Below are 20,697 nucleotides of genomic sequence, written 5' to 3'. Positions count from 1 at the left end.
GTGTTGTGTCCTCTCACTATCGGAAATCTCTCCGAGTCGAATGGCTGCTCAGGAGATAATTGCCTGATGATTGCCGCGCGCGCCGCTCATGGCGGGGTACACAGCTGCGGTTCATCGCCGGCTCGGGCACATTCGTGTGCAACGGTATCCCACGAGTGGTCCACACATACTCTGGATAAGGGGCCGGATATATCCGCCTGAACCGAGAAAACCGCAGGACAGCGTGGGGGTGAACGGTCGGTGAAACAGTGTTTAGGTGACTCGTAACGGTCTGCAACAGTCGTAACTGCGGCGTGAATCTCCGATGCACGATTATTTCCGCAGATGGATCGAGAATATTCCATCGGCGGTGGAACGGTATGGCTTCCGGGGTGGAATGGTTCGCAACAGCCGTGAACGGCGCTGAACCGGGCGAACCGAGTTTCTTCTTTATCACCCCTGGCCCGATGGACTCGGATGCATACAATGAGTGTCCAGACAGACTTCGAGTACGATGCCAGCGAGCAGGAGACAGCTGACACGGACGGCCCCACGCGCACGAGTATCGAGAAGGACGACGCGTTCCACATCCTGCAGAACTCCCGGCGGCGTGCCGTGCTCCGCTACCTGCTCGACCACGACGAGGAGGACCGCTTCGTGATGCGGGACCTGGCCGAGGAGGTCGCGGCGTGGGAGCACGACACGACGGTCCAGCAGCTCGTTTCGGACGAGCGCCAGCGGGTCTACATCGCGCTCTACCAGTCTCATCTCCCCAAGCTCGACGACCACGACGTCATCGAGTACAACCAGTCCCGCGGCGTCGTCGAGCCGACCGGTCTCATCGAGGTGTTCGAGCCGTACCTCGAGGAGAGCCTCCACGCCGACACCGACCTCGCCGTCGACGGCACCGACACCCACGAGGAGTCCGACGAACGCTCCGAGGGCCGCTTCACCGGCACCGTCTCGTCGCTGTTCAAGCGGTGACCCCTCGACGGGCTGATTGACGCGCGCTCGTTCCGGACTGGAACGCGGTATATCTCTATTATATTGCTTCTAATTCAGATGAAGGCTGGATAATATCTTTAATACTCGGAAATATTATCGGTATATCTAGTAAGTGAACGGACTCACTCCTCCGCTGCGTCGGCTTCGTGCTCCAGTGCCCGGAGCGCGTCGAGGATGACCTGCTTCGTGACTGCGCCCCGCGTCGTTCGGTGGGACAGGTGCTGAGAACCGTGCGTCAGGGGAGAGTGATAACGATTCAACTGCTGTGGCCGTCCTGCCACACCACCCAGAGCAGCGAGCCGACGACGAACACCGCGAGGAATCCCAGGAGCTCCGTGCCGATCGTGACGTATGGAACGAACCCTCCGCCCGGAATCCCGTTGTTGTTCCCGAACCGGAGCAGCGTCACGCCGTAGGTGAGTGGGACGAAGAATAGCCCGAGGACGACCCATCGTAACCACTGCCGCAGTTTGCTCGGTTCTACCTCCCTCGGATGCAGACGGTGGGATGTGGTTCCTCCAGACTCACGGCGGAGATTGGCGACGACGAACCCGTATACCGTCCCTGCAGCCTCGTGACCCGTCGCGTACTCGTCCTGCAGTTCCTGCCACGCCGTCTCGTCCCTGACCTCGACTGCGACGGTCAGCACCAGCGCGTACTCCCCGTCGAACCGGTCCAGCCGCGTCCGGAGCCGCCCCTGTCCGCCTTCGGAGACGACCGGTTCGACGAGGATACCGACACGGTCGCCCACGACCACGTCAGGCGCCGAACCGCTCCGGTGTGACGCCACGACGTGCTGGTCCACCCCAGGTCCGCAGTTCAGTTTCCCGTCGAGGTACTCGCGGATGCTCGTCCGGTAGTCGTTGAGCCCGGATTCGTCGCCCTCCGGCGACCAGCCCTGCAGCTGCTTTCGAACAGCCGCAGCCACCCCTGGGTCGTCCGTCGACACGGCTCTCCGGTCGGTGTTCTTCCTGATAAACCTCCGGGCGCCGACAGAGTTAGTAACACCCGAACACGATTGTACAACACGAGATGTCAAGTAATACCTCAGAACCGACGGTCGTCAACGTCTCCGGGAAGGGGCAGGCGACCATCCCGAAGCCGCTCCGGGAGAAGTTCGGCATCGAGGCGCCGGGCGAGGTGTTCATCTACGAGGACGAGGGGCGCATCGTCGTCGAGCCCGTGCCGACGCTCTCGGACCTGCACGGCATCCACGCCGGTGACCACGACCCAGGTGAGGTCCTCGCGGAAGCGCGGGACCTGCGGGCAGCCGACCGCGAGCGCGAGGAGCGCGAGGCTGACGAACTGGTCGACCGGCACGGTGACGGGGACTGATGGTGGACTACGTCCTCGACACGGAGCCGCTGGTCGCCTTCCTCTACGACGAACCCGGGCACGAGGCCGTCGCCGAGGTGCTCGAACGGGTCGCATCGGGTGCGGCCGACGGCCTGCTCGCGGAGGTCAACGCCTCGGAACTGCTCTACCTCGTCGCGCGCATCGAGGGCGTCGACGGGACAGCGACCGACGCGTCGCTCCGCACCGCGGACCGGGACGTTCGCGCGCTGACCCGCCACGGACTGGAGCTGGCGCGTGCGGACTGGGCCCTCGCGGGTCGCGTGAAGGCCCACGGGGGAATCGCACTCGGCGATGCGCACGCCGTCACGCTGGCTCACGAGCACGACGCGACCCTGCTGGCCGGCGCCGACGGGGAGTTCGACGAGTTGCCGGTCGAGGTGACCGTGGAGCGGTTCCGGGACCACGGCGTGTGATTCGCTGATAACTCGTGAATATCTCGATAATGTGCTCGAAAATCGGATAATGGGGCTGTTAATGCTCTAGGGACGGGGGCGACTACTCCGATTCCACGTCCACCTCATCCTCCGGCTCCAGCGTCCGGAACGCGTCGAGGATGACCTGCTTCGTGATGGCGCCCCGCGTCGTCCAGTGGTGGGCGTAATCGAGCATGTCGTCGTAGATGTCCGGTTTACACCCGGCGGCCTTCGGGTGGCCGCCGCCGTTGACCTGCGCGGCGACCTCGTGGCAGCGTTCGAACGCGTCCGTGCCGCGGATGCTGGCCGAGCCCGAGGGCTTGACGACGACGGAGGCGTCGGCGCCCTGCTCGCGGAACGCCTCGGCGACCTCGTTCTGCGAGCAGCGGCCGTACGTCACCCCGACGGTCCAGCCGTTCACGTCGACGATCTGCCCGCGCTCGACGGCCTGCTCGATGAGCGCCTCCTTCTCGACGCGGCGCTCGGCGATGTAGTCCTCGACGTCCTCGGGGAGGTCGGCGCCGTGCTCGCGGACGACCTCGACGTACTCCTCGGGTTCGACCCAGTAGGCGTAGTCGGCGAGGTCGTCGCTGCGGGGGTCCTCGCGGAGCCAGAGGTCGTGGTCACGGGTCACCTCCGCGAGGTCGGTGAACCGCGCGGGGAAGTCGTAGTCCAGCGCCTCCAGCGCCACGTCCGCGGTACACACCTCGTCCGAGGGGCCGACCACGAGGTCGACGCCCGCCTCCTCGACGAGCAGGGTGAGTTCGTCGTGCCACTGGTGGTGGTCGAACCAGCGGATTTCGTGGCCGTCGGCCACGTCCCCGAGCGGTTCGATGTCGCGTTCGTCGTCCGGGCAGAGGTCACAGACGACGACGCGGGCGTCGGGGTCGGCGAACTCGGCGACGTACTCCAGCGAGTCGGCAATCTCGTGCGGACCGGTCGGAACGAGCGCGGCCGAGCCGAACGCCTCGCGCAGCAGTGCCACGCAGGCCAGCCCGTCGGCGTCCGGGTCCGCGATGACCACCGTCGAGGCGCCGACGATGGCCTCGCGTGCCTCGGCCTCCTCGCGTGCCTCGTCCACGGAGTCGGGCACGAAGAAGCCCTCCCCCGGGAGGACCGACTTCCGCGAGAGCGAGAGCCGGTCGTCGTCGATGAGATAATCGTCCATGCCTGTTCGAGCGCCCCGAGCGGTATCAAACGGCCGGTTGCGGTCGCGGGGGAAGGGTCGCTGTCGGCCGCGGGATGTCGTCGGCCATCGTCGAGCGGTTCGCGCCGCCGCACTACTTCGATCCGCCGGACGCGGACCACCCGCCCGTCCCCCGTCTCTCTCGGGAGGTGACCGACCCCGACGCCGGGGACGGCTGAGGAGGCCTTCGGGTGCAAGCCTCGCCGCCCGGACACTCCCGCCACCCGGCCGCCCGACGATTTAGGGCCTGGCGGGCCGTGCCTCGCGTATGGAACACGTGGCCGACGGGGAGCGCGAGACGGTCGAGGCCGTCCCGGGGGTCCACCTGACCCAGCTGGCGGCGGGCGAGGAGCTGAGCATCCAGCGGTTCCACATCGAGCCCGACGCCGAGGTGCCGGAACACGACCACCACCACGAGCAGACCGGCTACGTTGTCGAGGGGACGCTGACCTTCCTCGTCGGCGGCGACGAGTACGCGATGGGGACGGGCGACTCGTTCACCATCCCCGGCGGGGAACCCCACGCCGCGGTCAACCGGGGCGACGAGCCGGTCGTCGGCATCGACACGTTCGCACCGCCGCGGCCGACCCCGGACTGGGCACCCGACCCGGACGCCGAGTGACGACCCGCGGGCGCCGGCTCGTCGGCCCGCTCGCACTGGGTGCGCTGCTGGTGCTAGCGGGGTGTAGTATCGGCACCGGGGGTGGCGTTCCCGACCGGACGCCGACGCTGACGCCGGCGCCCATTCCCGGTGGCGAGCGCGCGGCGACGACCGATGCCAGCGGGTCGGGCGGCCCGCGGCTCGTGGAGGGCCGCCAAGTCGCACCGGGGCTCCGGACGGGTGGCGTGGCCGACCCGTTCGCGCTCGCGAGGGCCCACCACGCCCAGCTCTCCGACCACTCGTTCACCCGGGCCGACAGCCGGACCGTCGTCGACGGGAACGGGACGCTCCGCGCGACCCGGACCGACATCGAGGTCGCCCGTGGCGGCACACCGTTCCTGCTGACCCGGAGCTCCGTCTCCGCGCCGCGCTACGACGTGAATGCCCCGTACAGCGACGCGATGATATACCACGACGGGGACGCGGCGTTCTACCGGCTCGTCGCGGCGGACAACGTCACCTACGGGACCGATGCGGGGGCCACCGCTGCAGAGGTCGAATCCGACCGGACCGGCAGCGACGCGGTGCTGGGGCTGCTCACGACGTTCCGATGGGAGGTGACGCGGCTGGAAATCGGCGGTGCGGTCCGTTATCGCCTCGAATCGACCGCGGTCGTCGCGCCGGACGCGCTCGACGACGCCTACCTGCTCACGGACCCACGCGACGCCGAGGTCCGGATGCTCGTCGGCCCCGACGGTCGGGTCTACCGCTACCGGCTCGAATACGAGACCACCTACGACGGGCGTCGGGCCGGCGTGACGGAGACGGCCCGCTGGTCGGACGTCGGGACGACGACGGTCGACCCACCGGGGTGGCTCGACCGCGCGAGAAACGAGAGCGTCGGGGCGCCCAGCGAGGGCGAGACGAGGCCGTGAGCGGAGCGCTGGACGGCTGATTCGGCCGCACTGGAGCGGACGCGGGCAGCCGTCAGTTCCCGAAGAGCGACGACCAGGCGTTCCAGTTCAGGTTGGGGAAGGTGGTGTCGAACTGCGACCGACTCGGGTCGACGTTGCCGTCGCCGTCGTGGTCCGTGAACGTCCCCGCTCCCGCACCGGACTGGGCCATCCGGGTGGCTCCGCTGTTGCCGTTCCCGTTGTTGCCGTTGTTGTTTCCGGCGTTCCCGTTGTTGCTGTTTCCGGCGTTCCCATTGCCACCGTTTCCGGGCCCGTTCAGCTGCTCCTCGGGCGTGTAGACGTAGAGGCAGTCGTTCTTGTAGGAGCGACCGAACTGGTCGGCGTCCTCACAGCAGAGGACGCGACCGTCCTCCATCACGTAGACGTTGTCGACGTTGACGAGCGCGTCGTCGGCCACGTCGGCGGTGTCGGTCCCGTCCGGGCCGACGATGACCGGCTCCAGCCGCGAGACGTTGTAGTCGGGTTCGAGTTCGCCGCGGTAGACGACCCCGCCGTCGACGCGGTGCATCCGCAGGTCGCCCGCATCGTCGGCCATGTCGTCGTTGAACTCGGAGATGCCGAAGTAGACGTAGTCGCCGGGCGTCGCGCCGGGCACGCTGTCGACGCCCTCGGCCTTGTTGAACTCGACCGTGGCGCCGATCTCCTTCGCGGCGGCGCGGGTCTCGAGGAACGGCACGCGCCGGAGCTCCTCGGCGACGCCGTCCGGGCCGTTCGCCTCGTACTGCCGGGCCCACTCGACGATTTCCGCGTCGGTGATGTAGTCCCGGTTGCCGTTCTCGACGACCTCGCGGTCGGCCTGTTCCAGCACCTCGGCGGTGACCTCGTCGCCTCCGCTCCAGTCGCTGTGGGTGGCGAGGTAGTCCTTCTGGGTCACGCCGTCGTAGTCGGCGATCCACTCGGCGACCTCGCCGTTCGAGGCGTGTCCGAGTTCGAGCCACTCGATGTCGAGGGTCACGTCGGCCGGCGAGTTCTTCTCGGCCGCCGCCCCGGTCGTCACCTTCGGGGCGTACAGCGTCCCCGAGACGTCCATCGGGTCCGAGTAGCTCGGGATGGGACGGTCGGCGACGAACTTGTAGATGCCCTTGCTGTCGCCGTCCGAGCACTGGTAGACCGTCTTGCGGTCCTGCTGGAAGTCCGGGGCCTCCCACGACGCCCGGCCCATCGCGTAGTGCTTGACCGGCGTCGGCTCCTCGGCCGTCGGGTCCTGGAACTCCAGCTGGTAGCCGTAGCGATACGGGTTGGGATAGCCCTCGCCGATGGGGGTCGTGGTGTTGGTGTCGCCGTCCTGGTCGACGGGGTCGGCGCCGAGGTAGTACGCCAGCAGTTCGACGCCGCCCATCGCCCAGTACCCCTGGACGTACCAGGAGTCGTCGCCGTAGTAGGAGTCGACGGCCTCCTGGATGTCCGTGGGGTCTGGCCGGTTCCAGAACTCGTGTGCGGCGCGGAGCCCCTGCCCGCTGCCCGCGTCGACGATGTCGCCCACGGCCGCTGTCAGCGAGATGCGCGTGTGGGCGTAGTTCTCCTCGGAGGAGACCATCGTGTCCCACGGCGTCTTGTCGCCGTAGCAGTTGATGCGGGTGCCGCCGAGCTCGCGCATGGCCTCGGTGTTGGCCAGGTTCAGCGCGTTCTCCAGGTCCGCCTCCCACGACTCGCCGTCCTTGCTGACCGGGATGCGCGTGACGTTGCCGGGGCTGGCCTCGAAGTTCGTGAACAGGTAGCCCTCGGTGCCCGCGCCGTTCGTGGCGATGAACTGGTTGCAGTCCGGCGTGTAGCCGGCCTCGCTGTACCGCGAGCCGGCGAACTCCGTGATGGGGGTCCCGTCGGGCGTCTCCGGGACGCCGAGCTCCTCGCCGTTTCCGAAGGTGTCGCCCTGGCTCGCCAGCAGGACGTACTCGCCGTCGCTGACGCGGACCCTCCCCTGCTCCTCGTTGGTCTGGGGTGTCGACAGCTCGTCGAACTCGCTGCTGTCACCGTCGAACTCGAAGTTGAACCCCTCGACGTAGCCGATACCCGCCTTGTCGAAGGGCGCGGGATTGTCCGTGCTGGGGTGCTGGAGGCTGTACAGCAGCGAGCCGTCGTCGAAGACGAACGGTCCGGTCACCTCCGCGCCGAGCGCCGTCGAGGAGAACCGCTTCAATTCGCCCTTCACGCTGGGGGCACCGGGTGTATCCGACTCCTCCTCGTCCGCGACCGCGACGCCGCTCACGCTCGCTCCCACTGCCGCGGCGACGGAGGTCGCCATCAGGTTCCGCCGAGTGAACTCGGGCATACGAACGGATACCCACCTGTCGGGGATATGAACGCTTGTAATAGCCGTCCGGCCCCGTACGGTGACGGCCGAACCGCTCTGTGTGTTCGGGTCGGATATATAGCTGCCCGGGCCTCGTGAGAGGGTTCCCGATTCGCCGTGGCGCCGCTCGATACGAACGTCGAACACCGAACGTGTCGAAGATATAGGATATCAGTTATGTTGCGTGGCGGTTCGCTGTCACGCCACGCCGCGCTCGACGGCCCCCTCGCGGACCTCCTCGGCCCGCGCCCGGACGGTCTCGATGTACCGCTCTATCTGTCCCGGTTCCTTCCCGAAGAAGGAGGCGACCCACGCGGTGTCGGCGTAGCGCTGGGTCCGGAAGTACGCCGCCAGCGTGTCCCGTCCCGCCTGGATGATCTCCGGTGGAACGCCCCGATCGCCCGTCCCGTCCTCCTGGAACCCGTTCACGTCGAAGTAGACATCGGCGTACAGCTCCGCGTCCGCGACACTGTCGAACTCCTCACCGCGGTGCTGGGGCGCCTCGAACCGGTAGCGGGGGGCGTCGGCGCCGTCGGGGGCGACCGTGACGATGCGCACGTCGAGGATGTACTCACGGTGGACCGATTCGCCGTCTCGGGGTACGGACTCGGGTCGTGACATGGTGTCGGAGACCGCCGGCGGGCGGTCGCTCGACCGTGAGCACTGCCGGCCGTGGGTAGTTCGTTGCTAGTTTCCCTATATACCCGTCCGGACGGGACCGAACCTCCACAGCCCGCACCCTCGACATATCTGTCGAAATATCACCTCTGTCTGCATATCCTTGGATCTAATAACAAAAGCTCTGTATTACTCGGATATACTCTATCGAACGGGGGGTCGGGTCTATTCCCCGCTGTCCGCTTCGGCCACCCACTTCTCGGAGTAGGTCGTCCCGCAGTCGCACGCCGCGTACGCGTGGATGACATCGCCCTCGGCGTACTGGCCGCCGACCTCGGTGTTCTGTGCCTCCGCGAAGGCGAAGACGAAGCGGGCGCCGTGGTCGTCGCCGGCGCCCTCGGGGCAGTCGCCGCCCGTCGCGTCGCGGTGGACGTGCCCCTCGGTCTCCATCGCGCTCCCGGCGAACGACATCGGGTCGAGGCCGGTCGCGGACTCGAACGCCTGCCGGCCCTCGGCGCCCGGCAGGACGAGCACGACGCCGTCGTCGGTCCGCTCGCCGAGTTCGGCCAGTTCCTCGGGGTCCGCGATGCCGTCCTCGCGGAGGTAGATGAGGATATCGTCCGGGCGGTCGCCCGCGAGGAAGCTCCGGCGGGCGTCGCTGATTCCGTCGTCGGCGTCACCGCTCGCCGTGCCGTCGGTGTCGTCGCTCATGGTTCCTCCAGGTCGCGGGCGATGGCCGCGAGCCCGTCGTCCGGCCGGTCTGGCACCTCGTACACCGCCGACTCGCTCGGGGCGCGGACGCCGTAGAAGAAACCCTCGTCCACGACATCGACCAGTACCGAGCGGCCGAACGCCAGGTCCCGGTCCGCGACCCACGCGGGCAGGCGGTCCTCACCGTCGCCGGTACGAGCCTGCCGGGGATTGTCGTACAGCGCCCGGAGTTCGAGGCCGTCGTCGAGTCCGCGGTGGACGCGGGCGTGGCGGGTCCGGCCGTCGAGCGCCACCCGGACGACCTCGCCGACCGGGAAGGCGTCCCGCTCGCCGTCGGGGAGGTCGATACGGGGACGGTCCGTGCGGCCGACCCGCTCGAGCGTCGCGCGGACGGTCCGGACGGCGTCGTTGTCGTTGGCGATGCGCTCCATCGACGAGTGGCTTACTCGTCGTCCTCGTCGCCCTCGCCGAGCAGCTCGTCGATGGAGCTGTCGCCGCGGGTGACGATCTTGGCGTTGATCTGACGGGTGTCGTCGCTGACCTCGCGACCCCGGACCGTGACGCGACGGCGCTCGCCGTCGACCTGCGGCTCGTAGCCGACGCCGCCCGTCAGCAGGAGCTGCTTGAGATCCGTCCCGGGCACGTCGCCACGCATCGGGCGGCCGGCCGTATCGGAGCCGCCGGTGATCTCCACCTCGTAGCCGTCGAGGCCGACGGCGGTGCCGTCGACGGCCTCGCCGATCTCCCGACCCTGGAATCGGTTCGCGTCCTGTCCGTCGATCTCGAACTGGTAGGTCGTCCCGTCCTCCGGGTCCGCGACGACGACCTGGAAGTCTGCCATGCACGCAGCGAGTCGTGGAACGGCCAAAAGGGTATTGGAACGCGCTCCGGGCGGTACGTGCCCACACGCCGGCCTCGAAGGCGGTCTCGGCGGGCGACTACCGTCCGCCCACGAACGCCCGCGGGTCGAGGACGGGGACCACCCGCCCGGCATCGCAGACGACGGCCCCGTCGACCGCCGGGCTCGTGTCGACGCCCGCGAGCGGCGTCACCAGCGTCTCGTGCTCGCTCAGGACGCCGTCGCACCGGAGCGCCACGCGACCGCCCTCGCCGGGCTCGTCGCCCTCCACCCCGCTCGGCGGGTCGACCAGCAGGTACGCCGGTTCGTGCTGCTCGGGTGCCCCAGCCGCCGTTTCCGGCGCCACGAGCGCCGTCGCGAGGTCGACCGTCCGGTAGTCCACGGTCGACCCGAACGCCGTCTCGGTGCCCATGGCGTCGCGTTCGAGTTCGTCCGCACTGACCCGGACCGCGCCGTTCTGCACGCGTGCCTCGCTCGCCGGCACCACCCGCTCGAGGGGCCACCCGGGAACGGCGTACGTCTCGCCCCCCGCCGCGACCAGGTGGACCCGCTCGACGACCCCGTCGACGGGGACCGAGAGCCGGACGGCCGTCCCCTCGCCGGGCGTCGAGTCGACGGTCACCTCCCCGTCGAGGTCGGTCATCGCCCGGCCGACGACGTCCATCCCGACGCCGCGCCCGGAGAGATCGCTGTCGGCGTCGGCCGTCGAGAGCCCGGCCTCGAACAGCAGGTCGAGCGCCTCGTCGTCGGTCGTGTCGGCCGCCCCTTCGATACCGGCCGCGACGGCGGCCTCACGGACGGCGCCGGCGTCGATGCCGCGCCCGTCGTCGCCGACGGTGACCACCAGCCGCCCCGCCTCGCGGCGCCCCCGGACCGTGACGGTCCCGGCTTCCGGCTTCCCGGCGGCGCCGCGCTCGCGTGGCCCCTCGATACCGTGGTCGACGGCGTTGCGCACGCAGTGGACCAGCGGCTCCGAGAGCCGGTCGACGGTTTCGCGGTCGACCGCGGTCGGCGCGAGGTCGGCCGTGAGTTCGACGGGCGTCTCGACGTGCCGCCCGGCGCGCTCGACCGCGCGTTCGAGGTCCGGCGCCAGCGCGTCCAGCCGGCGCAGGTCGCCGGCGACCGTCTCGCCGAGCGCATCCGTGGCGAGGCGGAGCGAGGCCAGCGCGTCGGCCGCGTGCCCGTCGGCGTCGCCGAGCGCCGTGGCCAGCCGGCGCCGCTCGATGGCCAGGCCCCGGATCGCACCGAGCGGTTCCAGCGCCGCGCTCGGCTCGCGCTCGGCCTCGTCGGGGTCGATGTCGAACCGCTCGGCGTCGAGCGAACTCGACGCGATGGTCACCGCCGCGTCCGGCACCCGCCCCAGTCCCGAGATGGTGGCGCTACCGCTCGGCCCGTCCCCTGTGCTCGGTGTTCCGGTGGTCTCCGGTGCCATATCCGGGTCGGGTGTGGGCAGGGCCTCGCGGGACCGTTCGGGCTGTGATCGGTCGGCGGCCGACGCCACGGGTGCGTCGGTCTCGGCGTCGCGGATCGCAGCCCCGTCGGGCACCGATCCGTCCGGCGGGTCCGGTTCGGGCTCCACCACGGAACCGGCGTCGACCGCCTGCTCGGTGGCCGTGTCGTCGCCGGGCCCGGTGGCCGCCGCCTCGGCGTCGGCCTCGACCTCGTCGAACGAGCCGCCGCCCTCGAGGTCCGCGTACGCCTCGGCGTCGTCGTCCATCGCCGCCACGAGCGCGTCGAGGTCGTCGTACTCGCCGGCGGTCTCGAACGCTGCCCGCGCCTCCTCGTCGAGCCCGAGGTCGTCGAGGTCCGGCTCGGACGGGTCGGCCGCCGACTTCGTTCCGTCCCCCGCGTCCGCTGGGGCCTCCGCGACCCCGTCGGTCGCCGCCGACCCCGCGGTCTCCGCGCCGACGGCGTCGGTCCCGCCGAGATGGCTCTGGAGCTGTTCGGTCCACTTGTCCGCCTCGATGGCCGGACTGTCCCCGTCGCTCCGGATGCCATCGAGCACGCGCTCGATGGCTTCGACGGCGGCCACGCCCGTCTCGACCGCCGGCTCGTCGAGCGTCGCGTCCCCTGCCCGGGCCGTCGCGAGCACGTCCTCGACGGCGTGGGCGACCGCTGCAACGTCGTCCAGCCCGACGAGGTCGCAGTTGGCCTTCAGCGAGTGGGCCGCGCGGAACGCCTCGTCGACCGCCTCCCGGTTCGGCTCCTCGCCCAGCGACGCGAGCGACCCGGCGAGCGTGCGGACATGCCGCCGGTTCTCCCGGACGAACTCCTCCGAGATGTCGTCCGCCGGCCGTCCGGTCTCGCTCACGGTCGATACCCCCCGTTGCTGGTCAGAGCGTGCACGCTGCCGGGCGACAGTACGTACGCCGGCCCGTCGTCGAACGTGACGACCGCGCGGAACAGCGGGTCGTCGGTGGCGTCCCCGAGGAAGAAGTCCCCGGACTCGGCCGGCGGTGTCACCGCGTCCACCGGTGCCGTCAGGAGCCCGCTCGTCCCGTCGACCAGCAGGCCCACCGGCGGCCCCTCGTCTCCACGGATGACCACCACCTCGCGGTCCTCGCCCTCCGGGTCCACGTCGAGGCGGTCGGCGAGCGACACGAGGGTGGTCGGCCGGCCGGCGACGTAGCCCAGCCCGACCACCGGAGCGGGAGCGCCGGGGAGTCGTGTTCGCTCGGGGACCGGCGACACCCGGGCGACGTGGCCAGCCTCGAGCGCCAGCGGGAAGCCACCGAGCCGGAACCGGACGAACGCGACGCTGTCACGCTCCGCCTCCCCGTCTGCCCGGTTGCGCTCCGCCGTCTGCATGGCGCACCCGAGGGAGGGCGGCGCAAAGAGCGTTTCCCGGCTCGCCGACGCTCCCCGTGGCCGGCCGCGCTCGTGCCGACGGCTCCCGCCCCCCGACAGCTCCCGGCGGCCCATCGACGGGTTTCAAGTCCGCCGGCCGCCGAGACGTGGATATGAACCCAGGGGACCGCGTCCGCGTCGACCGCGGCGGGACGACCTACGAGGGCGTCCTCATGCCGTCGACGGACGCTGACCGACTCGTCGTCAAACTCGACGGGGGCTACAACGTCGGTATCGACCGCGCGGACGCCGAGGCCGAACTGCTCGAGTCCGGCGTCTACGACGTCGAGAGCGCACAGGACACCGACGAGGGGGCCAGCGAGATCCAGTTCGACGACGACCTGCCAACCGTCTCGCTCATCTCCACCGGCGGCACCATCGCCTCCACCGTCGACTACCGGACGGGTGCTGTCACGGCCCAGTTCGACGCCGAGGACGTGCTCCGCGCCGTGCCCGACCTCGCGGGGCGGGCGAACTACCGCGGCCGCGTCGTCGCCAACATCCTCTCGGAGAACATGACGGCCGACATCTGGCAGGAACTCGCCGAGGCCGTCCACGAGGAGATCGAGGCGGGCGCCGACGGCGTCGTCGTGATGCACGGCACCGACACGATGCAGTTCACCGCGTCGGCGCTCGCGTTCATGCTCGACACGCCCGTGCCCATCGTCTTCACGGGGAGCCAGCGCTCGGCCGACCGGCCCTCCTCGGACAACGTGATGAACGCAGTCTGCGCGGTCGAGGCGGCCAAATCCGACTGTGCGGAGGTGCTCGTCTGTATGCACGCCACCGAGTCCGACGACCGCTGTGCCCTCCACCGCGGCACGCGCGTCCGCAAGAACCACACCTCGCGGCGCGACGCCTTCGAGACGGTCGGCGCCGAGCCGCTGGGGTACGTGGATTACGATGCCGAGGCCGTCCACTTCCGCCGGGAGTACGCCGAGCGCGACGGCGTCGACCTCGACATCCGCGCGGACCTGGAGACGGACGTGGAACTGGTGAAGTTCACGCCGGGGATGGACTTCTCGCGGGTCGAGCGGCTCTCCGATGCGGCGGGTCTCGTGGTCGAGGGGACGGGTCTCGGCCACGTCCACACGGACCTCATCCCGACGTTCGAGTCGATGGTCGACTCGGGCACGCCGGTCGTGATGACCAGCCAGTGCATCGAGGGTCGAGTCTGCGACCGCGTCTACGACACCGGCCGTGACCTGCTCGATGCCGGCGTCGTCGAGGCCGAGGACACGCTCCCCGGGACGGCGAAGGTGAAGCTGATGTGGGCACTCGCGAACGTCGACGACGAGTCGGTGGCGGCGACGATGCGCCGCTCCGTGGCGGGCGAGATTCAGGACCGTTCGACGCCGTGGCAGTAGCGCGATGAGCGACGACGCTGGCGCCGACGGCGACGGGGACGCCGACGAGTTGACCGTCCGGCAGGTCCGCGCCGACGACCGCGAGGCCGTCGTCGCGTTCACCGAGTCGACGTGGCCCGAGCGCGGCGACGACTACATCCCCCGCGTCTTCGACGAGTGGGTCGAGACCGACGGCCCCACCCAGCGGACGTTCGTGCTGGACGCCGGCGACGACATCGCGGGCATCTGCCAGGGCGTCCTCCTCTCGGCACACGAGGCCTGGGCCCAGGGGATGCGCGTCAACCCGGACTACCGCGGGCGGAAGGCGAGTCCCCGCCTCACCCACGCCGTCTTCGACTGGGCGCGCGAACAGGGCGCGACGGTCTGCCGGAACATGGTGTTCTCGTGGAACGCGGCCGGCCTGGGACAGTCCCGCGCGGTCGGGTTCGACCCGCGGACGGAGTTCCGCTGGGCCGAACCGGCGCCGGACGCCGACGTGGCGGGTCCCGACGGCCTGCGGGTCGTCGAGAACCCGTCTACGGCGTGGACTGCGTGGCACCGCTCCGAGGGCCGGGACCACCTCGCGGGGCTCACGCTCGCCAGCGACGAGTCGTGGGCGCTCGCGGAACTGGCGCCCGAGCGCCTGCACGACGCGGCCGCGGACGAACGTGTGCTCGCGGTCGTCGACGACGACGGCGTCCGTGGGATGACGTTCCGCGTGCGCACGGACGAACACGAGGTGGAGGGCGAGACCGAGCGGTTTGCGGAGTACGGCGTCGGGGTGTGGGACGACGTAGCGGCGGCGCGGGCGCTGTTCGCCGCCGTCGCGCGGGACGCGGCCGACCTCGGGGTGGACCGGACGCGGGTGCTGATTCCGGAGACGGTCCGGCACGTCTCGGACGTGGCCGCCGCACGGGTCGGGTTCAGTGACGAACCGGATTTCGTGCTGGAGGCGGACCTGTCCGAGGTGTAAGTGCCGTATTAATTCCCGGAGTCTGAAATTAGTGTGTAATTTCTGGTGTTGGTCGATTATGTGGGGTACAATCTGCTATCCACCACTCACTGGTGGGAACAGCGCGAGGTCGTCCCCGTCCTCAAGCACGGTGTCGTAGCCATCGTCGACGACGAACGGGTTGCTGTCGTTGCGCAGCACCCGGATGTGGTCGCGGATGTCGCCGTCCTCGTCCAGTATCTCGTCCTCCAGTTCGGGGTGTGCGTCCAGCAACTGCTCGAACGCGTCCCGGAAGGTGTCGCCCGGTCCCGCCTCGACCGCGACGTGCTTCGTCCCGGCGGTCTCGGCGAGGTTGGCGAACAGTCTCCACTCCATACCCGGCGGTGGGTCGGCGGCGCGTTTAGGGGTTTGGCTCGCGGGAAACGTGGATGCCCTCGTTTCGGGTGGAACCGGCTGGGGCGGGTTCGTATCCACCGTCGTTTCGGGTCGAGTCGGCCCGTTCCACGATGGATTCGGGTGGGAATGAAAGGGGCCGGTCGCTCGGCGGTCCCCGGACGAAGCAAGCACGCGAGCGAAGCGAGCGCGCACAGCGAGTCCCGGGGCCCCGAGCGACCGGGGGCTTTCGACAACTGCTTGTGTCTCGTAACAGCAGGCGACCAGAAGCGGTAGAAAGCCCCCGCCGGCTGCGGTCGCGCGGCTCGCTGCGGTCCTCACTCCGCTCGCTACGCTCGCTCCGTTGTGGTCCTTGCGTCGCCGTGCTTCCCGCAGCCGGCGGCCCCTTTCAGTCCCACCCGAGTTCATGTCCCGGCGGGCGAATCTGTCTCGGGATGACGGTGGTGCGAACCGCGGTTGCCATCCCTGCGTTCGACTACATCTAGCTACCCGAACCCCTAAACCCGGCCGTGACCCATCCACAGCCAATGAGTCTCGACGTCTCGGTCGTGGGGAGTGGCTACGTGGGCACGACCCTCGCGGCCTGTCTCGCGGACCTGGGTCACGACGTGACCGCTATCGACATCGACGAGGACATCGTCGAGCAACTGAACGCCGGGGAGTCGCCCATCCACGAGCCGGGGCTGGACCCGCTGCTGACGGCGTATGCAGGCAACTCGCTCCGCGCGAGTACCACACACGACAGCGTCCCCGAGTCGGATGTCGTCTTCCTGACCATCCAGACGCCCGCGCGCGAGGACGGCAGTATCGACATCGGGCCGTTGCGTGCGGCGGCCGAGGACGTGGGCCGAGCACTCGCGGACGCCGAGGACTACACCCTCGTCGTCGTGAAATCGACCGTCATCCCGGGGATGACCGAGGAGGAGCTGATTCCGGTGCTGGAGGACGCCTCCGGCAAGACCGAGGGCGAGGAGTTCGGCGTCGCCGTCAACCCCGAGTTCCAGTCGCAGGGCTCGGCCGTGGACGACTTCATGAGCCCGGACAAGATCGTCCTCGGGACCGACGGCGACGAGCGGGCGCTGGACCTGTTCGCGCAGCTGTACGAATCACTCGTCGCCCAGTGGGAGGCACCGGTCGTCGAGACCGGCCGGCGCGAGGCCGCGATGGTGAAGTACGCCAACAACGTCTTCCTCGCCGCGAAGGTCTCGCTCATCAACGAACTCGGGAACATCTGCAAGGAGTACGATGTCGACTCCTACGACGTGGCCGACGCCATCGGCATGGACGAGCGCATCGGCGCGAAGTTCCTCCGGAGCGGGGTGGGGTGGGGCGGCTCCTGCTTTCCGAAGGACACCGCGGCCATCATGGCCGCAGCACGGCAGGCCGACTACGACCCCGACCTGCTGGAATCGGTCGTCGGGGTGAACGAGAAGCAGCCCCGACGGATGCTGGGGCTGCTCGACGAACACGTCGATGTCGAGGGCGAGCGCGTGGCGGTGCTGGGGCTGGCGTTCAAGTCCGGCACCGACGACATCCGTGGGTCGCGGGCGAAGCCCGTCATCGAGGGGCTGCAGGAGCGGGGCGCCGACGTGGTGGCGTACGACCCACTGGCGAACGAGTCGATGGCCGCCGAGTACCCCGACGTGACGTACGTCGACAGCGCGGCCGAGGCGCTGGACGGGGCCCACGGCACGCTGGTGGTCACGGACTGGGACGAGTTCGCGGCACTGGACACGGAGTTCGACGCGATGGAAGAGCGTGTCGTCGTCGACGGCCGGCGCGTCATCGCACGGCGCGAAGGGCTGACCTACGAGGGGCTGACCTGGTAGGCCGGGCGGCGGAGGCGGGTCTGGTTCCCGTTCGTCGTGCCTGACGAGCCGGCGGTGTCGAGGGTACCGGCGTCGACGCGTTCGCCGTTCTCGATGGCGGCCTCCGGTACGGTGACCGTCGCTGTGGTGTTGCTCTTCTGGAGGCTGATCTCGTACTCTCCGGGGTACGCGACGCGGAGCTGGTACCGGCCGTCGTCGCCGGTGCGGGCCTGACGGATGTACGTCGCCTCGGCCTCCTGACCGCTGACGGATACCGTGGTGGACAGTCGGACCGTCGCGTTCGACACTGGGCCGGTCTCGTTCTCGACCTCGCCGGTCAGGTTCCCACCGGGGACGACCTGGTGGACCTGATGGCGGTCGGTCACGTACAGGGCTCGGTAGTGGCCCGATCCGTCGAAGCCGTTGTATCGGCCGCCTAGCCCTCTGGTGAGCCGCGTCTGGAGCGTCGCGTCCTCCGCCTCCTGGCGGTTGAAGACGATGAACCCGTCACGGTTCCGCTCTCGCAGCCGCTCGTACCAGATGTCCGGGTCCGTCGACCGAAGGAACGTCTCGTAGTCGCTGAAGGCGAACCCGTACGACCGCGATTCCCCGTTCACGAAGTAGTTGTACATCCGATTCCGGCTCCAGGGAGAGAAGACGTAGTTCTCCGGATACTCGATATCGTTCTCCGCGGCATAGCCGTCGATCCACACCGCGGTCTCGAACTTGTGTTCGTCGATGGGGACCTGGTTGGCCTTGACCGGGGCCTGCGCGATGCTGAGGCCGGAGACGAGGAGGAAGAGGAACACCAGGGAGAGCGCTCCTCTCGCGCTCGGGATGCCGATGGGTGATTCCTGTCCGCCGCCGTCGCTCCGGACTGCGGTGGCATCACGGAACGGGACCGGGGGGCGAGCCAGGTCGACCCGCTCTGCGATGTGGACGAACCCGAACCCGGCGAAGGCCGCGACGAACGTGGAGAACTCCCCGGCGAACCGGATCTGGAACAGCGTGAGGACGAGGAACAGCCAGGCGTAGCTCCCACCGAGGAGCCAGCCCCTGCGCTCGGTGGCCTGGTCGGCTCCTGCGGCACGCACGAGCGCCAGGCCCATGTACGGAATCGCCAGGAAGAGGAGGAGCCCGAAGAGGAACAGCCAGCCGAAGGTCTGTGTCGAGAACAGCGATTGCCCCTCCACGATCTCGCTCCGGGTTCCGATCCGACCGAGCTGACTGAACAGCCGATCTCCGTACGCCGGGAGGACGACCACGAGCAGGCCCAGTCCGGTGACGAAACCGGCTGCTTCGAGGGCCGCCAGCGCGCGCACCTCCGAGACCGGAAGTGTCGGTGCCCGCCGAACCGCCTCACCGATGCCGGCGACGCCGACGACGCCGCCAGCGAGCAGCAGTGGTGAGAACGCGACCACGTCCGTCTGCCAGCCCAGCGACAGATGAATCGCCGCCGTCAGCAGCCCCGCGACGGCGGCGCCGGCGGCAACGGGTGCCAGCGCCAGCGCGGTCGAGTCACCACGTTCGAGCGAGACGAGCGCCGCGAGCGGCGCGTACAGGCCCAGCGGGAACAGGAGCAGGGGCCCCGCTTCCCAGGCAAGCACCTGTCCGGCGATGCCGACACCCATCACCAGCGCCCAGCCGAGGGTCCGCTGACTCCCCACCGAACTCCGAGTTGCCGGCGTCCGTGCCAGCCGGACCGCAGCGGCGGCCGTCATCGCGAGCCAGACGTAGTCGAAGGCGTGGTGGTCGGCGAACCCGATTCCCGAACGGAACGCCAGCACGGGGAGCACCGCGAGCATCACGACGGACGCGATTCCAATACGTTCGTCGTCGGTGAGACCCGTCGCGAACAGGTAGGTGAAGACGCCCGTTGCAACCCCGGCCACGACGGGGTACCACGCGAGCACGAGGGGTGCCTGCTCGATGCCCCCCACTAGCTCGGTGGCGACCCAGAGGACTGCCACGAGAAGAGGTTCGCTCTTCAGGAGTCCGAACGAGCCCGCCGTCAGCGCGCTGAGGTCCAGCACACCGTTCGACTGGCGGCTCAGCTCCTCCGTCCAGTAGAGGTAGAAGTACGGGTCGTTGCTCGAGAGCACGACCCGGCCACTGCGGAATATCGCATCGAACGCCAGGACCCGGAACACGAACACCAGCGCCAGCGCGCCCGTGAGCGCCGCGGCCACCCGCGGGTCGATGTCGAACTCGGGCAGGGAGAGCGAGAGCGACGTTCCCGAGCCGTCGCCGCTTTCGACCTCGCCGGCGAGCCCCCGCTCGACCGCATCGGGGTCCGCCAGCCGGTACTCCCCGTCCACCTTCTCCACGACGCCTTCGTCGACGAGCGCACCGAAGCTCCCGGAGTCCACTCCGGCATCGTCGAAGGTCCAGGTCGCGTGGCTGGCGTCGGTCTCCAGCAGCGACTCGAGCGCGGGTTCGAGGTTCGGGCGGTCGTCGAGCAGCGCCCGGACCTCGCGCGCGTCAGTCATGGACGGCGTTCGGCCGTCGGCGCGAATAAACCCACCGCTACCGCCAGGCGTGGCTCCCGCCGGACAGGGCGCGCACGCCGGAACCCGGCCGTCTCCCGGTGCGAACCGGCTTTGTGGGTCCCCCGCGTCCCGCCGGTATGCGCGATTTCGTCTGCCTCGCCCACGAGGTGCCGCTCGACGGGACCGTGTCGCTCGACGACCTGCCCGGTGCCGGCCGGCTGGACCTCCTCGCCCGGTTCGTCACGAGCGCCCTGCTCACCTCCCACGGCGTCCGCGAGGACGCCGCCGCCCACCTCGTCGTCCGCGACGAGTTCACCGTCCGAGTCGACGGCGCCACCGTCCGGAACCTGCGCCCGGACGAACGCTCGACCGCGGCGCGCCTCCGCGACGCGCTCGGCGCACGCGACGGCGCCATCGGCCATCAGGAGGCCGAGCCCTCCCCGGGAGTCCATGTCGGCCGGTTCGACCTCGCCGCGACGCTTTCCCGCCTCGACGGCCCGCTCGTCCAGTGCCACGAGGCCGGCACGCCGCTGTCCGAGGAGTCCGTCCCCGACGACCCGACGTTCGTGCTGTCCGACCACCGCGACTTCACCGACGCCGAGGCCGACCTGCTGGCCGAGCGTGCCGACGCCCGCGTCAGCGTGGGACCCGAGCGCCTCCACGCCGACCAGACCGTGACGGTCGCGCACAACTGGCTCGACACCGGCGGCTACCGGACGTACTGACCGGCGACCGGGGTCCGCAACGGTTTTACCCGGCAGGTGTCTTGACTCGACTGCGGGCCGGTGGGGTAGCTTGGTATCCTTCGAGGATCGGGTCCTCGGTACCTCGGTTCAAATCCGGGCCGGCCCACTTCCACGATATCACTTC

At 69.6% G+C, this 20,697-nt stretch carries 21 protein-coding genes and 1 tRNA gene; 11 read left to right on the top strand and 11 right to left on the bottom strand.

Going from position 1 to position 20,697, the window contains the following annotated elements; all coding sequences use genetic code 11:
• The first annotated feature begins 465 nt into the window (after nucleotides 1-465).
• Complete coding sequence (locus NL114_RS06850; RefSeq protein WP_254824046.1) at nucleotides 466-963, top strand: DUF7344 domain-containing protein; 498 nt, start codon at nucleotides 466-468, stop codon at nucleotides 961-963.
• Between the two features lie 277 nt (nucleotides 964-1,240).
• On the opposite strand, the gene NL114_RS06845 is transcribed toward NL114_RS06850, so the two are convergent.
• Nucleotides 1,241-1,933, bottom strand: a complete 693-nt coding sequence (locus NL114_RS06845) for a hypothetical protein (protein ID WP_254824045.1) — start codon at nucleotides 1,931-1,933, stop codon at nucleotides 1,241-1,243.
• Between the two features lie 83 nt (nucleotides 1,934-2,016).
• Between NL114_RS06845 and NL114_RS06840 the strand changes: the two genes are divergently transcribed.
• Complete coding sequence (locus NL114_RS06840) at nucleotides 2,017-2,319, top strand: AbrB/MazE/SpoVT family DNA-binding domain-containing protein (protein WP_254824044.1); 303 nt, start codon at nucleotides 2,017-2,019, stop codon at nucleotides 2,317-2,319.
• Nucleotides 2,319-2,753 (top strand): PIN domain-containing protein, encoded by a 435-nt coding sequence (locus NL114_RS06835; protein WP_254824043.1) that lies wholly within the window; start codon nucleotides 2,319-2,321, stop codon nucleotides 2,751-2,753. Before NL114_RS06840 ends, NL114_RS06835 begins: the two co-directional genes overlap by 1 nt.
• Nucleotides 2,754-2,835: 82 nt before the next feature.
• Here the strand turns inward: NL114_RS06835 and NL114_RS06830 are convergent, their stop codons facing one another.
• The gene (locus NL114_RS06830; RefSeq protein ID WP_254824042.1) at nucleotides 2,836-3,921 is read right to left on the bottom strand and encodes a DHH family phosphoesterase; all 1,086 of its coding nucleotides are present in this window, start codon (nucleotides 3,919-3,921) and stop codon (nucleotides 2,836-2,838) included.
• A gap of 74 nt (nucleotides 3,922-3,995) precedes the next feature.
• Between NL114_RS06830 and NL114_RS21610 the strand changes: the two genes are divergently transcribed.
• The 3 genes from NL114_RS21610 to NL114_RS06820 all read left to right on the top strand — a co-directional run bounded on the left by NL114_RS21610 (nucleotide 3,996) and on the right by NL114_RS06820 (nucleotide 5,475).
• On the top strand, nucleotides 3,996-4,118 hold the full coding sequence (locus NL114_RS21610; RefSeq protein ID WP_286671102.1) for a hypothetical protein: 123 nt from the start codon (nucleotides 3,996-3,998) through the stop codon (nucleotides 4,116-4,118).
• Nucleotides 4,119-4,207: 89 nt separating this feature from the next.
• Nucleotides 4,208-4,561, top strand: a complete 354-nt coding sequence (locus tag NL114_RS06825; RefSeq protein WP_254824041.1) for a cupin domain-containing protein — start codon at nucleotides 4,208-4,210, stop codon at nucleotides 4,559-4,561.
• Entirely contained in the window at nucleotides 4,558-5,475 is a 918-nt protein-coding gene (locus NL114_RS06820) for a hypothetical protein (protein WP_254824040.1), read from the top strand. Before NL114_RS06825 ends, NL114_RS06820 begins: the two co-directional genes overlap by 4 nt.
• Before the next feature lie 52 nt (nucleotides 5,476-5,527).
• On the opposite strand, the gene NL114_RS06815 is transcribed toward NL114_RS06820, so the two are convergent.
• The 7 genes from NL114_RS06815 to NL114_RS06785 all read right to left on the bottom strand — a co-directional run bounded on the left by NL114_RS06815 (nucleotide 5,528) and on the right by NL114_RS06785 (nucleotide 12,800).
• Nucleotides 5,528-7,783, bottom strand: coding sequence for an alkaline phosphatase PhoX (locus NL114_RS06815; RefSeq protein WP_254824039.1), 2,256 nt, complete (start codon nucleotides 7,781-7,783; stop codon nucleotides 5,528-5,530).
• 219 nt (nucleotides 7,784-8,002) lie between these two features.
• Entirely contained in the window at nucleotides 8,003-8,425 is a 423-nt protein-coding gene (locus tag NL114_RS06810) for a hypothetical protein (RefSeq protein WP_254824038.1), read from the bottom strand.
• 222 nt (nucleotides 8,426-8,647) lie between these two features.
• Nucleotides 8,648-9,133 (bottom strand): DUF5807 family protein, encoded by a 486-nt coding sequence (locus tag NL114_RS06805; RefSeq protein WP_254824037.1) that lies wholly within the window; start codon nucleotides 9,131-9,133, stop codon nucleotides 8,648-8,650.
• Entirely contained in the window at nucleotides 9,130-9,564 is a 435-nt protein-coding gene (locus tag NL114_RS06800) for a DUF7112 family protein (protein WP_254824036.1), read from the bottom strand. Before NL114_RS06800 ends, NL114_RS06805 begins: the two co-directional genes overlap by 4 nt.
• A gap of 11 nt (nucleotides 9,565-9,575) precedes the next feature.
• Nucleotides 9,576-9,974, bottom strand: coding sequence for a 30S ribosomal protein S6e (locus NL114_RS06795; RefSeq protein ID WP_254824035.1), 399 nt, complete (start codon nucleotides 9,972-9,974; stop codon nucleotides 9,576-9,578).
• Nucleotides 9,975-10,071: 97 nt separating this feature from the next.
• Nucleotides 10,072-12,303 carry a chemotaxis protein CheA gene (locus NL114_RS06790; protein WP_254824034.1) on the bottom strand — a complete coding sequence of 744 codons (2,232 nt, stop codon included), beginning with the start codon at nucleotides 12,301-12,303 and terminating at the stop codon, nucleotides 10,072-10,074.
• Nucleotides 12,300-12,800 (bottom strand): chemotaxis protein CheW, encoded by a 501-nt coding sequence (locus NL114_RS06785; protein ID WP_254824033.1) that lies wholly within the window; start codon nucleotides 12,798-12,800, stop codon nucleotides 12,300-12,302. Before NL114_RS06785 ends, NL114_RS06790 begins: the two co-directional genes overlap by 4 nt.
• Before the next feature lie 152 nt (nucleotides 12,801-12,952).
• Here NL114_RS06785 and gatD point away from each other — a divergent pair, with 152 nt between their 5' ends.
• Together gatD and NL114_RS06775 are read left to right on the top strand one after the other, a co-directional pair.
• The gene (gene gatD, locus NL114_RS06780; RefSeq protein ID WP_254824032.1) at nucleotides 12,953-14,206 is read left to right on the top strand and encodes a Glu-tRNA(Gln) amidotransferase subunit GatD; all 1,254 of its coding nucleotides are present in this window, start codon (nucleotides 12,953-12,955) and stop codon (nucleotides 14,204-14,206) included.
• A gap of 4 nt (nucleotides 14,207-14,210) precedes the next feature.
• Nucleotides 14,211-15,158, top strand: a complete 948-nt coding sequence (locus tag NL114_RS06775) for a GNAT family N-acetyltransferase (protein ID WP_254824031.1) — start codon at nucleotides 14,211-14,213, stop codon at nucleotides 15,156-15,158.
• 75 nt (nucleotides 15,159-15,233) lie between these two features.
• Here NL114_RS06775 and NL114_RS06770 read toward each other — a convergent pair whose 3' ends face one another.
• Nucleotides 15,234-15,512: a ubiquitin-like small modifier protein 1 gene (locus tag NL114_RS06770; RefSeq protein WP_254824030.1), complete on the bottom strand. Its 279-nt coding sequence runs from the start codon at nucleotides 15,510-15,512 to the stop codon at nucleotides 15,234-15,236.
• A gap of 545 nt (nucleotides 15,513-16,057) precedes the next feature.
• Between NL114_RS06770 and aglM the strand changes: the two genes are divergently transcribed.
• Entirely contained in the window at nucleotides 16,058-17,359 is a 1,302-nt protein-coding gene (aglM, locus tag NL114_RS06765) for a UDP-glucose 6-dehydrogenase AglM (protein ID WP_254824029.1), read from the top strand.
• Here the strand turns inward: aglM and NL114_RS06760 are convergent.
• On the bottom strand, nucleotides 17,338-19,827 hold the full coding sequence (locus NL114_RS06760; RefSeq protein ID WP_254824028.1) for an STT3 domain-containing protein: 2,490 nt from the start codon (nucleotides 19,825-19,827) through the stop codon (nucleotides 17,338-17,340). The genes aglM and NL114_RS06760 overlap by 22 nt on opposite strands.
• A 137-nt stretch (nucleotides 19,828-19,964) precedes the next feature.
• Here NL114_RS06760 and trmY point away from each other — a divergent pair, with 137 nt between their 5' ends.
• The gene (gene trmY, locus NL114_RS06755) at nucleotides 19,965-20,552 is read left to right on the top strand and encodes a tRNA (pseudouridine(54)-N(1))-methyltransferase TrmY (RefSeq protein WP_254824027.1); all 588 of its coding nucleotides are present in this window, start codon (nucleotides 19,965-19,967) and stop codon (nucleotides 20,550-20,552) included.
• Nucleotides 20,553-20,606: 54 nt separating this feature from the next.
• A tRNA-Pro gene (locus NL114_RS06750) sits at nucleotides 20,607-20,679 on the top strand.
• Nucleotides 20,680-20,697 lie beyond the last annotated feature (18 nt).

Source organism: Haloglomus halophilum (genome assembly GCF_024298885.1).
Classification (GTDB): domain Archaea; phylum Halobacteriota; class Halobacteria; order Halobacteriales; family Haloarculaceae; genus Haloglomus; species Haloglomus halophilum.
This window is presented reverse-complemented; position numbering and strand designations above follow the sequence as displayed.

Coding starts and splice junctions, on each gene's coding strand:
- gatD (WP_254824032.1), top strand. CDS start 12,953: ATGAACCCAGGGGACCGCGTCCGCGTCGACCGCGGCGGGACGACCTAC.
- NL114_RS06825 (WP_254824041.1), top strand. CDS start 4,208: ATGGAACACGTGGCCGACGGGGAGCGCGAGACGGTCGAGGCCGTCCCG.
- NL114_RS06775 (WP_254824031.1), top strand. CDS start 14,211: ATGAGCGACGACGCTGGCGCCGACGGCGACGGGGACGCCGACGAGTTG.
- NL114_RS06795 (WP_254824035.1), bottom strand. CDS start 9,974: ATGGCAGACTTCCAGGTCGTCGTCGCGGACCCGGAGGACGGGACGACC.
- NL114_RS06830 (WP_254824042.1), bottom strand. CDS start 3,921: ATGGACGATTATCTCATCGACGACGACCGGCTCTCGCTCTCGCGGAAG.
- NL114_RS06785 (WP_254824033.1), bottom strand. CDS start 12,800: ATGCAGACGGCGGAGCGCAACCGGGCAGACGGGGAGGCGGAGCGTGAC.
- NL114_RS06800 (WP_254824036.1), bottom strand. CDS start 9,564: ATGGAGCGCATCGCCAACGACAACGACGCCGTCCGGACCGTCCGCGCG.
- trmY (WP_254824027.1), top strand. CDS start 19,965: ATGCGCGATTTCGTCTGCCTCGCCCACGAGGTGCCGCTCGACGGGACC.
- NL114_RS06840 (WP_254824044.1), top strand. CDS start 2,017: ATGTCAAGTAATACCTCAGAACCGACGGTCGTCAACGTCTCCGGGAAG.
- NL114_RS06760 (WP_254824028.1), bottom strand. CDS start 19,827: ATGACTGACGCGCGCGAGGTCCGGGCGCTGCTCGACGACCGCCCGAAC.
- NL114_RS06835 (WP_254824043.1), top strand. CDS start 2,319: ATGGTGGACTACGTCCTCGACACGGAGCCGCTGGTCGCCTTCCTCTAC.
- NL114_RS06850 (WP_254824046.1), top strand. CDS start 466: ATGAGTGTCCAGACAGACTTCGAGTACGATGCCAGCGAGCAGGAGACA.
- NL114_RS06770 (WP_254824030.1), bottom strand. CDS start 15,512: ATGGAGTGGAGACTGTTCGCCAACCTCGCCGAGACCGCCGGGACGAAG.
- NL114_RS06805 (WP_254824037.1), bottom strand. CDS start 9,133: ATGAGCGACGACACCGACGGCACGGCGAGCGGTGACGCCGACGACGGA.
- aglM (WP_254824029.1), top strand. CDS start 16,058: ATGAGTCTCGACGTCTCGGTCGTGGGGAGTGGCTACGTGGGCACGACC.
- NL114_RS21610 (WP_286671102.1), top strand. CDS start 3,996: ATGTCGTCGGCCATCGTCGAGCGGTTCGCGCCGCCGCACTACTTCGAT.
- NL114_RS06810 (WP_254824038.1), bottom strand. CDS start 8,425: ATGTCACGACCCGAGTCCGTACCCCGAGACGGCGAATCGGTCCACCGT.
- NL114_RS06815 (WP_254824039.1), bottom strand. CDS start 7,783: ATGCCCGAGTTCACTCGGCGGAACCTGATGGCGACCTCCGTCGCCGCG.